Origin of the sequence: Puia sp., from assembly GCF_035546395.1 — a bacterium.
Classification (GTDB): Bacteria; Bacteroidota; Bacteroidia; order Chitinophagales; family Chitinophagaceae; genus Puia.
Window position 1 is genome coordinate 153,629 of sequence record NZ_DASZXR010000002.1, and the last position, 13,174, is coordinate 166,802.

Annotated in this window: 12 protein-coding genes; 5 read left to right on the forward strand and 7 right to left on the reverse strand. The window is 54.7% G+C overall.

Annotated elements, in window-relative coordinates; translation table 11 throughout:
* Positions 1-67: 67 nt before the first annotated feature.
* Positions 68-1,456, reverse strand: coding sequence for a magnesium transporter (gene mgtE / locus VHE34_RS01715; protein ID WP_325583910.1), 1,389 nt, complete (start codon positions 1,454-1,456; stop codon positions 68-70).
* Positions 1,457-1,511: 55 nt separating this feature from the next.
* On the opposite strand from mgtE, the gene VHE34_RS01720 reads away from it, so the two are divergent.
* Positions 1,512-1,898, forward strand: a complete 387-nt coding sequence (locus VHE34_RS01720) for an SET domain-containing protein (protein ID WP_325583912.1) — start codon at positions 1,512-1,514, stop codon at positions 1,896-1,898.
* On the opposite strand, the gene VHE34_RS01725 is transcribed toward VHE34_RS01720, so the two are convergent.
* The 4 genes from VHE34_RS01725 to VHE34_RS01740 form a co-directional block, all read right to left on the reverse strand.
* Complete coding sequence (locus VHE34_RS01725; protein ID WP_325583914.1) at positions 1,895-3,409, reverse strand: hypothetical protein; 1,515 nt, start codon at positions 3,407-3,409, stop codon at positions 1,895-1,897. The genes VHE34_RS01720 and VHE34_RS01725 overlap by 4 nt on opposite strands.
* Complete coding sequence (locus tag VHE34_RS01730; RefSeq protein WP_325583916.1) at positions 3,390-3,983, reverse strand: sigma-70 family RNA polymerase sigma factor; 594 nt, start codon at positions 3,981-3,983, stop codon at positions 3,390-3,392. The genes VHE34_RS01725 and VHE34_RS01730 overlap by 20 nt, the downstream gene beginning before the upstream one ends.
* A 169-nt stretch (positions 3,984-4,152) precedes the next feature.
* Complete coding sequence (locus tag VHE34_RS01735) at positions 4,153-5,559, reverse strand: DUF4403 family protein (protein ID WP_325583918.1); 1,407 nt, start codon at positions 5,557-5,559, stop codon at positions 4,153-4,155.
* Between the two features lie 9 nt (positions 5,560-5,568).
* Complete coding sequence (locus VHE34_RS01740; RefSeq protein ID WP_325583920.1) at positions 5,569-6,663, reverse strand: glycoside hydrolase family 18 protein; 1,095 nt, start codon at positions 6,661-6,663, stop codon at positions 5,569-5,571.
* A 54-nt stretch (positions 6,664-6,717) separates the two neighbouring features.
* On the opposite strand from VHE34_RS01740, the gene VHE34_RS01745 reads away from it, so the two are divergent.
* Positions 6,718-7,596 (forward strand): Nif3-like dinuclear metal center hexameric protein, encoded by an 879-nt coding sequence (locus VHE34_RS01745; RefSeq protein WP_325583922.1) that lies wholly within the window; start codon positions 6,718-6,720, stop codon positions 7,594-7,596.
* Positions 7,597-7,616: 20 nt separating this feature from the next.
* Here VHE34_RS01745 and VHE34_RS01750 read toward each other — a convergent pair whose 3' ends face one another.
* Positions 7,617-9,884: an aconitate hydratase gene (locus VHE34_RS01750; RefSeq protein ID WP_325583924.1), complete on the reverse strand. Its 2,268-nt coding sequence runs from the start codon at positions 9,882-9,884 to the stop codon at positions 7,617-7,619.
* 98 nt (positions 9,885-9,982) lie between these two features.
* Here VHE34_RS01750 and VHE34_RS01755 point away from each other — a divergent pair, with 98 nt between their 5' ends.
* Together VHE34_RS01755 and VHE34_RS01760 are read left to right on the forward strand one after the other, a co-directional pair.
* Positions 9,983-10,204 carry a PspC domain-containing protein gene (locus tag VHE34_RS01755; protein WP_325583926.1) on the forward strand — a complete coding sequence of 74 codons (222 nt, stop codon included), beginning with the start codon at positions 9,983-9,985 and terminating at the stop codon, positions 10,202-10,204.
* Between the two features lie 20 nt (positions 10,205-10,224).
* On the forward strand, positions 10,225-11,217 hold the full coding sequence (locus VHE34_RS01760) for an AraC family transcriptional regulator (protein WP_325583928.1): 993 nt from the start codon (positions 10,225-10,227) through the stop codon (positions 11,215-11,217).
* A 100-nt stretch (positions 11,218-11,317) separates the two neighbouring features.
* Here VHE34_RS01760 and kdsA read toward each other — a convergent pair whose 3' ends face one another.
* Positions 11,318-12,142 carry a 3-deoxy-8-phosphooctulonate synthase gene (gene kdsA, locus VHE34_RS01765; protein ID WP_325583930.1) on the reverse strand — a complete coding sequence of 275 codons (825 nt, stop codon included), beginning with the start codon at positions 12,140-12,142 and terminating at the stop codon, positions 11,318-11,320.
* A gap of 76 nt (positions 12,143-12,218) precedes the next feature.
* On the opposite strand from kdsA, the gene VHE34_RS01770 reads away from it, so the two are divergent.
* Positions 12,219-13,166, forward strand: a complete 948-nt coding sequence (locus VHE34_RS01770; protein ID WP_325583934.1) for an NAD-dependent epimerase/dehydratase family protein — start codon at positions 12,219-12,221, stop codon at positions 13,164-13,166.
* Positions 13,167-13,174: the final 8 nt, after the last annotated feature.

Genomic DNA, 13,174 nt, shown 5'->3' on the forward strand with positions numbered 1-13,174 from the left:
TTACGACAAAAAAACAGGCAGAAAAAATCCGTTAAGCAATGCGCGCATATCATTAACAAACAAGCGCTTACAAAAGTATCCCCCGCATGATCACAAAAGCGACCGAAAAGTAGATCACCAGCCCCGTCACATCCACCAGCGTAGCCACGAACGGCGCCGAAGACGTCGCCGGGTCAGCCCCGAATTTCTTCAGGACTATCGGCAGCATACTACCCGCAATCGTTCCCCATAACACCACCCCGACAAGGGAAAATCCAACCGTACTGGCGATCAGGAAGGAGTGTTCGCCGTAGGTATGGAATATCTGGTTCCAAAGCATGACCCGGGTGAATCCGATGACGCCCAACACGGCGCCCAGCATCATCCCCGACAACAACTCCCGCCTGATCACCCGCCACCAATCGGTGATCGATATCTCTCCCAACGCCATCGCCTGGATGATCAGGGTCGAGGCCTGGCTTCCACTATTGCCCCCACTGGAAATAATCAGCGGCACGAATAGCGCCAGCACCACCGCTTTCGCGATCTCGTCCTCGAAATAACCCATCGCTGTGGCGGTAAGCATCTCGCTCAAAAAAAGCACCACCAACCAGACGACCCGCTTCTTGAAAAGCTTTACCAGCGGGATCTCCAGGTAGGGCTCATCCAACGCTTCGGTACCCCCGATCTTGGTAATATCCTCGGCGGATTCCTCCTGCGTGATCCACAGCACATCGTCGATGGTCACGATCCCCAGCAGGAGATGGTTATTGTCCAGCACGGGCAGCGCCACCCGGTTGTTCATCTTGAAGGCCTCGCTTGCTGTCTCCTGCGGATCGTTGACATTCAAGGCGATATAACGATTGTCAATAACGTCTCTGATCTCTTTCTCGGGGTTGGCCAGGATGATCTCCCGGATCCGGATATCGTCGATGAATACCCCCTTGTCATCCACCACGTAGATGACGTCGATGGTCTCACTATCCTTGCCCACTTCCCGGATATGATCGATCACCTCCCGCACCGTCCAATCCTCCTGCACCGCGATATAATCCGGAGTCATCAACCGGCCCACGCTGCCCTCCGGGTAACCCAGCAGCGATAGGGTGATCCTGCGTTCCTCCGGATCGAGGGTCTTGATCAGTTCCTTCACCACCCCGCTCGGCAGCTCTTCCAGGAAAGAGGTTCGGTCATCCGCCGAAAGATCGTTCAACAGTTCGGCGGTTTTAAAGGCCGGCAGATCCTGGATGATCCGCTTCTGCGTCGGCACATCCAGGATCTTGAAAACACTGGAAGCCCGGTGAATGCTCAAATGACCGATGATCTGGCTCTCATAATCGGGAAACTCATAGATCAGATCGGCCACCTCGCTGATGTTCTGATTGTTCAGGAAATCCTTTATACGAAGCACGTCCTCCGAGTGGATCACCTCCGTGAATTGGTCCTTTAGATCAATATTTTCCGCTTCCGTCGACATGGCTCCAAACCTACGTCAAAAATGTTAAATTGCCCGCCAAAATCAGGTTGCCCCGATGATCTTACCATCGCTGTTCATTGCTCCGACATCGGAAATGGGAAGAGGGGTCTTTACGTCCATAGATATCGCAAAGGACACTGTGCTCGAAGTGTCCCCCGTTATCGTTATGACCGGGGAAGAACGCCGGCTCCTGGACCAGACCCTTTTGCATGACTATATCTTCGAATGGGGCAATCGCCGCGAAGGCTGCTGCATGGCGCTCGGCTATGTGCCCCTCTACAATCACTCCTACAAGTCCAACTGTGAATACGAAATGGATTTTGATCAGCAGTTGATCACCATAAAGGCGGTCCGCTTCATCAAGGCAGGCGAAGAGATCTTTATCAACTACAACGGCGATTGGAATAATAAGACGCCCGTTTGGTTTGACAGGAACGCCTAGCGCCGCCTGCGGCCCGTGATCGGCGCCCATTTCAAAGTGAAGTCGATCCCGACACTGTTCATATCCACCTGCCCAAGCCCCAGTTTCTTCGTCGGCAGCTTCATATAAGGCGCGACCAGCAACGAAAAACTATTGCTGAGCCCCGTCTCGACACCCGCGGAAAGATTCACCGTCGAGAATAGGTTGGTGCCATGGGTCGGCAGATGGTCCAGCGAGCTGCATACATCCCGCGAAAGATGACGCCAGTACATATTCGCATTCTCCGTCGTCATCAGGTAGGACGAAGAACCGGCGCTGATAAAGAATAAAGTATTACCTGCGACACTGAAATCGTACCGGAGGTTGAGCGGGATCTCCATCATATAGAAAGATCCCTTGACGATCGTCACGCTGCTGCTGTAGATATTGTATTGTTGGTAAAAACCCTGCGGCGCATGATAGTCCTGGTTGCGCGCTGCATAATTCCTCCTCGTAGCCAGGATGCCGGTGTTCAGATACCAGTGCGGCGCAAACATATAATCCACGGTCAGCCCGATGCTGCTGCCCGCCTTGTCACCGGCCAGTGAATTGACCGAAGCAAAGTCCGGCGCCAACGTCAACCCGAATTGCCATTTGCGATTGATCTCGTAAATTCCTTTTCTCTTGATCAGGGTCGGAGCGCCCGATTTCGCATTGAACGCCCTCAGCGCCGAATCACCGATCACCGGCCGCTTCGCCAGGCTTCGCGGCCGCTGCACATAAGCCAGGCTCAGCTCCGTCTCCGCCCTCGTCGGAGTCGTCGTACCCGAATTCACCGTAGAAGCCGCGCCGGCAGACACCCCATTCGCACCGGTTGCATCGGAACCGCTCAAATCCTTCGGATCTGCCGCTCTCAAACCCTTCCCATCCGAACCCTTCCCATCCCGCCGGCCCATTCCTCGCCCTCCGCTGCCCACAACCGCGCTTGATGCCCCGGTGGGCGCAACCCCACCGGCTGCTGCCCTGTTCCCCCGTGCCCGATCAACCGGCGCCCCGCCGGGGGCAACCGAAGCCGCGCTCGCCCCGCCAGGGACGGCCGTAGCTGCATTCGCCCCGCCAGGGGCGGCAGAAGTCGCAGGCGCAGTCCCACCCCCCTGAGGTGCGGACGATGAAGAAGAAGTAGCAGGTGTAGAAGTAGCCTTATCGGTATTCGCAGATTTTTGAGCTTGAACAGACGTTGTCGTTTCAGATGTCGTCGCTTTGGCAGGTACAGTACGGCCAGCCGCCGACGTCGCACCCGGACTGCTACCGGAAGAAACCCCCGGCCGCATCAGGTAATACCCGACGCCAAGCAACAACAGCAGGGCAGGGGCATAGTAGAAGGGAAAGCGACGGATATGACGGATCGGATTCCAGCCCGGACGGCCGAACTCCTGCGTCATCCGCACTTCCAGCCTCTCCCAGGAACGCGGACCCAGCACATCGCCGGGCTCATATTCCTGGGCTGCCTCCTGGCTGAAGCGGTCCAGCTCCTTATCGGATAGGTTCAACATAAGCTTTATGGTCAGTTTTTTTTGTTAGGATCTTTCGTAGGTTCTCTCTTGCTTTCGATAGATTGGATTTGGACGAGCCAACGGATATATCGAGATGCTGCGCGATCTCCTCATGCGTCAAACCCTCGATAACAAATAGATTGAAAACGGTGCGATAGGCGGGCGACAGCTGCCGGATCGCTTCAATGATCTCCTTATAGGATAAAATATCGATCCCCGTCTCCTGCTTGTCGGCAATATTCTCCGCATCCTCCGACAGCATCTGCCCATTGATATAAGATGCATTCTTGCGGTAATGATCGATACACGTATTGACAAGGATCCGCTTGAACCAACCCTTCAGCGATGCCAACACATCCGCATGACGGGACTCCTCGAATTGATGAATGTTTTTGAAAAGCTTTATAAATCCTTCATTCATGATCTCTTCCACTTGTTCAAGGCTATTTTGATAACGATAACAGATTTTAACAGCATAATCCTTGAGCAGACAGTAAAGTTCTTTCTGGCTTGCACGGTCGTTCGAACGGCAACCGGCAATTAAAGCGTGTATTTGCGTGTTTCCTGCAATCAATTCGGATGTGCGGTATTTAAAGTGGTAGATAAATTAAGAACGCACAACTTAGTTTTCCTAATTGGCATTATACGTAAAAGAAATGTTAATGGTTGCTTTTTTGCGGCCAAATCCACAAATTGGCCGGTGAACCCTTACCCGCCACAGTAGACCTTTGATAAACAATATTTTATCTTGGCAGCCCAGTACAAGTTACCGCAAGATCCGCCTGCAGATACAGCTGCGCCTGGATATTTTTTTCGCCCGCCAGCAACCCGATCAGCTTCAGCTGTCGCAGCTCTCCCGTAGTATAAAGATTGGGCATGACCATACGGTTCAGCTGCATATTCAGCGACGGCATATTCGTCTTCAGCAGCGCCGCCAGGTCCAGTACGCTGTTGCCCTGCAGGTTCCGCCGGATCTTACCCCGTAGCAACGTCCTGGCCATCTTCACAAGGAGATCGTGGGTCTCCAGCGAATAGGAGATGTCCGGTACGCTCAACGTCTGACGCGCAGTATCCAGCACGGGCGTTCCCCGCAAAAAGATACGCCCCGTATAGCTCCCGCCAAAGTCGATCCGCAGCTCGATCTTATGCCGCTCGATCCCCTTCACCGCCACCTCCTTGACAACCACCGTCCGCCCCTTGTACTCAAAGGTCTTGTCATGCAGCGAGTCATTCAGCAGCTTGCTGATAAAGGAATACTCATAGTTGGCCGGGAGATAGAGCGCAACCCCGCTTCGATTGGCGCCGGGATGCAGCGAGGGTAGGGGCGGAGGCGCCATGCTCCTGGGATCGGAGCTCAGTTCCGGCCGGCAGGAGATGCCAAGGCTCACGGCAAACGTATCGCGGACATAATTCAACGTTCCGACCCGCACGGCGACCGGGTTGATGATAAGATATCCATAAGGGCCGATCGGTGTTTTCTGCCAGGCCCTGGCCGCCGTCTGCCGGAGAAATTTCGCCACATCCGTCTGCCCCGCCGTTACGTCAAAGCCCCGGGTGAAGTAGAGAACGCTGCTTCGGATGCTGTCCATGATCTCCTGGGTCATATCCACCGAAAAGATCGACATATTGCAGGGATCCAGGGCCTTTACCTGGTCGACTACCGAAGCGGTGCGAATATGGTAGTCGGGTTGAAAGCCCAGCTGAGAACTGAACGCAATATCCACGCGCCGCATCGGCTCGCGGTCAAAACCACAATATCCCATCACCCAGGGACTCACGGGTTTGCCCAGCGCGCAAAGACATTTGCCGCCCGCCACCTGGTAATTGCCTTGCATGGCGATACTGATGCGGTTGTTGATACAACGCAGGATGAACCCGCTCCGCACAAATCGATATTTATAGCGGAGATCACAGGAAGGCTGTAAATAGTCGGGCCAGCCGGGCGAAACGAATTCCCTGGGGAACATCGAATCGGCTGCCAACAGCAACGGCCGACCGGCGATCTTGATCGGCAGATCGATCTCCGAGGAAGGCAACGCCGGCAGACTGTCGCTCACTAGCACCGTTTCCGCCGGCGCAGTCAGCTTTTTTGAAGGCCCACAACCGGTAACTCCCACTATCGCTATAAGGAATACAAAAAAATGGCGCATCGCCCTAAATTACTTTTTTCTCGCGTTCTTCGTCTTGTCAATTACGTCCACAAGCCCGCCCGAAAAGAAATTGTCCTCCGTCAGCTGCCAGAACATTACCCCGCCCAGCTTCTTGCGCATCGCATATTCGGTCTTCAGCCGGATCGACGTCGTATCGTCAAAGCTCGCAAACAACTGCTCCTTCGCATTGTACTTATAAGGCGCCTGTGCCACCGGGTCCCAATGGTAGACCCAGCCGCTGTCCGCGGAAAGCCGCGTGGCCTGGTCCCGCCAGGGCATCCCCCGATAGAAATGACAAGGCCGGTAAAGCCCGTTGTTGACGCTGTCAACTCCCTGGAAGATCCGCGCATAAAAGGCCATTCCGATCACCACCTTCCTCAGCGGCACGCCCGCTGAATCCAGCCAGCGGACCGCATGATCCACCGACTCGACCTGCTGCGGCGTGGAATAAAGCCCCGTATGATGCCCCGTCATCGTACTGTAGCCGTTTACCAGGTCATAGGACATCACGTTGATATAATCGACCAGCGGCGCGACCGACTTCCAATCGATCGAAGTCTGCAGATAGCTGGTAAAGCCGCCCGCCGCAAAGCTGATCTCCGCCTTCCGTCCCAACGTCTTGCGCAGCAACCGCACCACCGCCGTAAAATTGTCCTTGTCTTCCGGCTTGTATGGATAATCCGGAACATTCGTCAGCGCCGGGTATTCCCAGTCCAGGTCGATGCCGTCGGTGTGGAAATAATCGCTCATCTCCCTGGCGCTTTTGGCAAACTCCCGCCGCCCGCTGTCCGTGGAAAAGACATCCGTACAGGTCTTGCAACCACCCCAGCCTCCAAGCGACAGAATAACCCTCAGCCGGGGATGCTTTTCCTTCAGCGCAACCAGCTTTTGGATCGTCGTAGTATCCCGGGCATTGTTGGCGTCAAGCCGGTTGCCCCTCAAATGACAGAAGCTAAAGATGATGTGCGTCAGTTTTTCAGTCGGAAAGCTGTCGATGCCCGTGGGCCGCCCCGCATAATAGCCGATCACGGCCGGCCGTTGCGCTTCGACGGTAATGCCCGCGATCACCAATAAAAAAGCAAGTAACAGGAGTCTTGGGGTCATAGTCATATTTTGCGAGCCGAATGTAATATATTTAACGGGCTAAACAACTACTAAATGGACCGCCGTCAATTTCTCTCCACAAGCGCAGCAGCGCTCGCCGCAACGTCTCTCCCGTTCACCCCTGCCGCCTCCATGTCCCTGCCCGCTATGACAGCCCAACAGATCATCAATGCACTCGTCGCCGATATCCCTGGCGCCCCATTTCCCAACACGGTGGATACCATAAAAGCCGGCGATCCCAACACGCCGGTAAAAGGCATCGTCACCACCATGTTCGCCACCAATGAGGTCATCGGCAAGACGATCAGCCTCGGCGCCAACTTCATCATTGCTCACGAACCTACCTTCTATAACCATGCCGATGAAACCGCCTGGTTGGGCGACGACCCCGCACTAAACAACAAGCAGGCTTTGCTAAGACAACATGGGATTGTCGTGTGGCGATTTCATGACGGCATCCACGCCCACAAACCCGACGGCATCCGCATGGGCGTTCTACAGGCCCTCAGCTGGGACAAATACTATAACCCCGACCAGCCATCCATCACCAACTTACCCAAACCGATACCCCTTTCCGATCTCATCGTGCACTGCAAAAAAAGCCTGAAGATTGGTAAACTCAAATTCATCGGCGATCTTACCCAATCCTGCAAAAAGATCGCTCTCGCGCCCGGCGCAAGCGGTGGGCGAAAGCAGATCGGCCTGATCCAGCAATATCAGCCCGATGTTTTGATCTGCGGGGAGCTCAATGAATGGGAAACCAGCGAATACGTTCGCGACCTCAACTACAGTAAAAAGATATCCCTCATCGTCCTCGGCCACTCCGTCAGCGAAGAACCCGGCATGGAATGGCTCGTTCCCGTCCTGAAACAAAAAGCCCCCGGAATTCCAGTTACTCACCTTCCTTCCGGGGACCCCCACAGTTTCATGTGACTCCTACTATCTAAGAATTACTATTTCTTCGCGGCTTCGGCTCGGATCACATTCAACGCGCCACCCGCCTTGAACCAGCCGATCTGCTGTTCATTATAGGTGTGGTTCAGCGTGACCTCATCCTTGCTGCCATTCTTATGGTTCAGCACCATCGTCAGCGCCTTGCCGGGAGCAAAGCTCGTCAGCCCGGCGATATCGATGCTGTCGTCCTCCTGCACCTTATCATAGTCTTCCTTATTCGCAAAGGTCAGCGCCAGCATCCCCTGCTTTTTCAGGTTCGTCTCGTGGATCCGGGCAAAGCTCCGGACAACGATAGCGCGAACGCCCAGGTGGCGGGGCTCCATCGCCGCATGCTCGCGGGACGACCCTTCACCATAGTTCTCGTCACCGACGACAACGCTGCCAATGCCGGCGGCCTTATATGCGCGGGCCGTAGCAGGCACCGCCCCATATTCGCCGGTCAGCTCGTTCTTCACAGAATCCGTCTTGTCGTTGTAGAAGTTCACCGCACCGATCAGCATATTATTGGAGATGTTGTCGAGGTGACCACGGAATTTCAGCCAGGGACCGGCCATCGAAATATGGTCCGTCGTACACTTGCCCTTGGCCTTGATCAGCAGCTTCAGACCCTTCAGATCGGTGCCTTCCCAGGCAGCGAACGGTTCCAGCAATTGCAAACGCTGGCTGTCGGGCTTCACGACGACCTGTACGCTCTTCCCGTCCTCGGCAGGCGCCTGGTAACCGGCATCTTCCACCGAAAACCCCTTGGGAGGTAATTCCACACCCTTGGGCTCGTCCAGCATCACTTCTTCACCCTTCTCATTTTTCAGTTTATCCTTCAGCGGGTTGAAGGAGAGATCACCGGCGATCGCAAAGGCCGTTACGATCTCGGGGCTGGCGACAAACGCATGCGTGCTGGCCAGACCGTCGTTACGCTTGGCAAAATTACGGTTGAAGGAGGTGATGATCGAGTTCTTCCGGTTCGGATCATCGATATGCCGGGCCCACTGACCGATACAGGGACCGCAGGCGTTGGCCAGCACCACACCGCCGATGCTGTCAAAGGTCTTCAGGAAACCATCCTTCTCGATCGTATAGCGCACTTGTTCAGAACCCGGCGTAATCGTAAATTCTGCTTTGGTCTTCAGCTTCTTGTCGATCGCCTGTTGCGCCAGCGACGCGCTTCGGCTGATGTCTTCGTAAGAAGAGTTGGTACAGCTTCCGATCAGGGCTACCTCCAGTTTCTCGGGCCAGTTGTTGTCCTTAACCGCCTTGGCGAATTCGCTGATCGGCCATGCGAGATCGGGCGTGAACGGGCCGTTCACATAAGGCTCCAGCGTATTCAGATCGATCTCGATCACCTGGTCGTAATATTTTTTCGGATCAGCATAGATTTCCTTGTCCGGCCGGAGCGTATCGCGAATTCCGTCGGCCAGCGCAGCCACTTCTTCCCGGCCGGTAGCCTTCAGGTAAGCAGCCATCTTTTCGTCGTAGGCAAACAGCGAACACGTTGCCCCGATCTCCGCACCCATATTACAGATCGTACCCTTGCCGGTGGCGCTCAGGCTATCGGCTCCTTCGCCGAAATATTCCACGATCGCACCCGTACCGCCTTTTACCGTCAGGATACCCGCCACTTTAAGGATAATGTCCTTGGCGCTGGTCCAGCCGCTCATCTTCCCGGTAAGCTTCACGCCGATCAGTTTGGGCATCTTCAATTCCCAGGGAAGACCCGCCATCACGTCTACGGCATCCGCACCGCCGACGCCGATGGCCACCATCCCAAGTCCACCCGCATTCGGGGTATGGGAATCCGTTCCAATCATCATCCCGCCGGGGAAAGCGTAATTCTCCAACACAACCTGGTGGATGATCCCCGCACCGGGTTTCCAAAAACCGATGCCGTACTTATTGGAAATGGAGGCGAGAAAATCATAGACCTCCTTATTGACGTCTTTCGCCGTGGCCAGGTCGGCAGCCGCGCCGGTCTTGGCCTGGATCAGGTGGTCGCAATGCACCGTAGAGGGAACAGCAACCTTTTCGCGGCCGCAGGTCATGAATTGCAACAGGGCCATCTGCGCCGTGGCATCCTGCATCGCAACGCGGTCCGGCGCAAAGTCTACATAATCCTTGCCCCGTTCGTAGGCACGTTTCGGGGTTTCAAAAAGGTGGGAATAAAGGATTTTTTCAGCCAGGGTCAGCGGTTTGCCTACCAGCTTCCGCGCAGCGTCCACTTTAGCAGGCATCGCGCCGTACAGCTTCTTAATTAAGTCTAAATCAAAGACCATGATAAATGTTTTTAATATGACGGACCCACGGGGCCGCCGCCCGCAAATTTAACCCAAAAATGCTTCTCAACCCGGTCGATTTTTTATAAATTAGCCTTATGAACAGACTGAAACACTTCATCGAGTGGCAAGTGTTCGGGGTGTGCACAGCAATTGGTGAAAGAATGGGTATCGCCACTTCCCGTATCCGGACCTGGTTCATCTATATTTCCTTCCTCACCATGGGCTCACCTCTCATTGTCTATTTCATCCTTGCCTTCTGGATGAATATCAAGCGGTATATCCTTTCGGCCAGACGGAATCCACTCAAATATCTGTGATCAGCCGCTAAAATGTTTCTTTGTTCCAATTCGATTTCTCATATACAGACTATGAGCAATTGATGAACGACCTGGCGCAACGGCTGAACGTGCCGGTAGTCAATCACCAACTCATCTTCCCTGAGTCAGTCGCCTCCGGCAGCCTTACGTTTGTCCGCCTGCCCAACGGCATCCACGTCAACATCGTCAATTGTAAATTCAACCAGGACTGGCTGCTCTGCCGCCGCAAGATGCGCGAACAGTTCTATACCCTTCGCTTTCATGAGCTGACCATCCCCAACACCCTCGAGATCCGCATCGGCGACGAACGGCTGAGGGAATCCAATACCACCCGCGCCATCGCCTATCTCACCAACACCCTCTCCGACTGGGCCTACCTGGGCGCAAAAGGAACCGTATATAAGGGCATCGACGTGCTGTTCAGCCCGAAATGGCTGGCCGACTACCTGGGATTGAATGAGATAGATGACGTCCTCACGGCCTACCTGTCCCTGCAGGTCGAGAATGTCCACCGCGAACCCCTCGACAGCGAATACCGCCGCCTCATGCAGGAGATCGTCGAGGTCGAGGAGAACAACCCGATGCGGCTGGCGATCATCCAGAACAGGATCATGCTGCTGATCGAACGGTTTTTCCTTCGCATCTACCAGCGCCGCAAGAACCCCTTCTTTGACCTCCCCCTGTCAAAAGCCGATATCGACCGCGTCATGCAGGTCGAAGCAACCCTCACAAAGGACATTTTCGAACCCGCGCCGACCATCAGCCAGCTGGCGCGGATGGTCTCGATCAGCGAATCCAAACTAAAAAAAGACTTCAAGCTGCTTTACGGCGTTCCCGTCTACGAATACTTTCAAAAGGTTAGAATGCAGGCAGCCAAGGATAAGCTGCTCGCCGGGGGCCACACAGTGAAGGAAGTGGCGATGGAATTGGGCTATTCCAACCTTAGTAACTTTACCATCGCCTTTAAAAAAGAATTTGGGCTCCTGCCCAGTAAATTGTTAACCCCATATTAAATCCGCGCAAAATGCGCGAAAAATACCCACTTATCGGTATCTTTATGGCATCCCGTTTTTAATTCCTCTTATACCGGAAAGACCAGGCCGATCCACCACTCTATAATTGGGAAACTACTCTGCGTATTTGTACCAGCTGTTCCAGTAATCCCTGTAAAAGATCCAGTCGCAGCATGTTGGCTCCATCGCTCTTGGCGATGGAAGGATTCGGATGTGTTTCTATGAATAGGCCCTCGGCGCCGGTGGCAATTGCAGCCTTCGCGATCGTACTGATCAGTTGCGGGTTGCCACCGGTGACCCCGCTGGTCTGATTGGGCTGTTGCAGCGAATGTGTACAATCCATCACCACCGGAGCCCCATGCTCCTGCATCCACGGAATATTCCGATAGTCCACGACCAGATCCTGGTATCCAAAAGTGGTTCCCCGCTCGGTCAGCACGATCTTCTCATTCCCCGCCTTCCGGATCTTCTCCACCGCGAACTTCATCGCCGGCCCGCTCAGGAACTGCCCCTTCTTCACATTGACCACCTTCCCCGTTTCCGCTGCCGCTAACAGCAGATCCGTCTGCCGGCACAGAAACGCCGGGATCTGCAGGATGTCCACATACCGGGCCGCCGGCGCCGCCTCGTCATGCGCATGGATATCCGAAGTCGTCGGCACCCTGTATTTCTCACCCACCTTTTTGATCAGTGAAAGCCCGTTGTCATCCCCGATCCCGGTAAAGCTCCCCGCGCTGGTCCGGTTAGCCTTCCGGTAAGACGCCTTGAAAACATAGGGGATCCCCAGGTTCCGGCAAATTCCCGATACCTTGTCGGCCACCTCCATCACCAGCTCTTCACTCTCGACTACGCAGGGCCCCGCGATCAAAAAGAAATTCTTCTTATCGTAAGATTGATCCTGGAACAGATCATATAGAAATTGCATGGTGCAAACCTAATACAAAAATCCAACTTTGGCCTCTTTGGCAAAATCCTTACGTTTGCACCCCAAAACCCCCGACATGGTTAAAGAAAAAGTCCTCGTCATAGGAGCCAGCGGTCAGATCGGCGTCGAACTTACCCTCGCCCTCCGGCGCATCTACGGCAACGCCAACGTCGTTGCCTCCGATCTTCGGGAAGAGAACGAGCTGCTCAAAGGCTCCGGCCCCTATGTCTCCCTCGACGTCATGAACAAGGAAATGCTCCATGTCCAGGTCATCCGGCAGAACATCACCCAGATCTACCTCCTCGCGGCCATCCTCTCGGCCACCGGCGAAAAGAACCCCAATCTCGCCTGGCATCTCAACATGCAGGGGCTCCTCAACGTCCTCGACATCGCCCGCGAAGAAAAGCTTCATAAGGTCTATTGGCCCAGCAGCATCGCCGTGTTCGGCCCCACCTCGCCCCGTCAGGAATGCCCCCAGCGGACGATCATCGAACCCAGCACCGTCTACGGCATCAGCAAATACGCCGGGGAATTCTGGTGCAATTATTTCTTCGAACGCTATGGCGTAGACGTGCGCAGCATCCGCTACCCCGGCCTTATCAGCTACAAATCCGCACCCGGCGGCGGTACCACCGATTACGCCGTTGAGATATTCCACGAAGCGCTCGATGAAAACAACTACACCTGCTTCCTGAAAGAGGATACCTACCTTCCCATGATGTACATGCCGGACGCCATCCGCGCCACCATCCAGCTGATGGAAGCACCCGCGAAGAACCTCACCGTCCGCACCTCTTATAATGTATCGGCCCTGAGCTTCTCCCCCAAAGAGATCGCCGCAGAGATCAAAAAGCATATCCCGGAATTTACTATCCGCTACCAGCCCGACTATCGCCAGCATATCGCCGACAGCTGGCCGCAAAGCATCGACGACTCCGTCGCCCGGGAAGACTGGGGCTGGAAACCGGAATACGATCTGTCCCGGATGACCGCTGATATGCTGCAAAACCTACCTAAACAATAGACTTTTTC

Excerpts from the sequence above, each read along its gene's own strand:
- VHE34_RS01750 (WP_325583924.1), bottom strand. The coding sequence starts at position 9,884 with ATGGTCTTTGATTTAGACTTAATTAAGAAGCTGTACGGCGCGATGCCT.
- VHE34_RS01725 (WP_325583914.1), bottom strand. The coding sequence starts at position 3,409 with ATGTTGAACCTATCCGATAAGGAGCTGGACCGCTTCAGCCAGGAGGCA.
- VHE34_RS01720 (WP_325583912.1), top strand. The coding sequence starts at position 1,512 with ATGATCTTACCATCGCTGTTCATTGCTCCGACATCGGAAATGGGAAGA.
- VHE34_RS01755 (WP_325583926.1), top strand. The coding sequence starts at position 9,983 with ATGAACAGACTGAAACACTTCATCGAGTGGCAAGTGTTCGGGGTGTGC.
- VHE34_RS01770 (WP_325583934.1), top strand. The coding sequence starts at position 12,219 with ATGGTTAAAGAAAAAGTCCTCGTCATAGGAGCCAGCGGTCAGATCGGC.
- VHE34_RS01735 (WP_325583918.1), bottom strand. The coding sequence starts at position 5,559 with ATGCGCCATTTTTTTGTATTCCTTATAGCGATAGTGGGAGTTACCGGT.
- VHE34_RS01740 (WP_325583920.1), bottom strand. The coding sequence starts at position 6,663 with ATGACCCCAAGACTCCTGTTACTTGCTTTTTTATTGGTGATCGCGGGC.
- kdsA (WP_325583930.1), bottom strand. The coding sequence starts at position 12,142 with ATGCAATTTCTATATGATCTGTTCCAGGATCAATCTTACGATAAGAAG.
- mgtE (WP_325583910.1), bottom strand. The coding sequence starts at position 1,456 with ATGTCGACGGAAGCGGAAAATATTGATCTAAAGGACCAATTCACGGAG.
- VHE34_RS01745 (WP_325583922.1), top strand. The coding sequence starts at position 6,718 with ATGGACCGCCGTCAATTTCTCTCCACAAGCGCAGCAGCGCTCGCCGCA.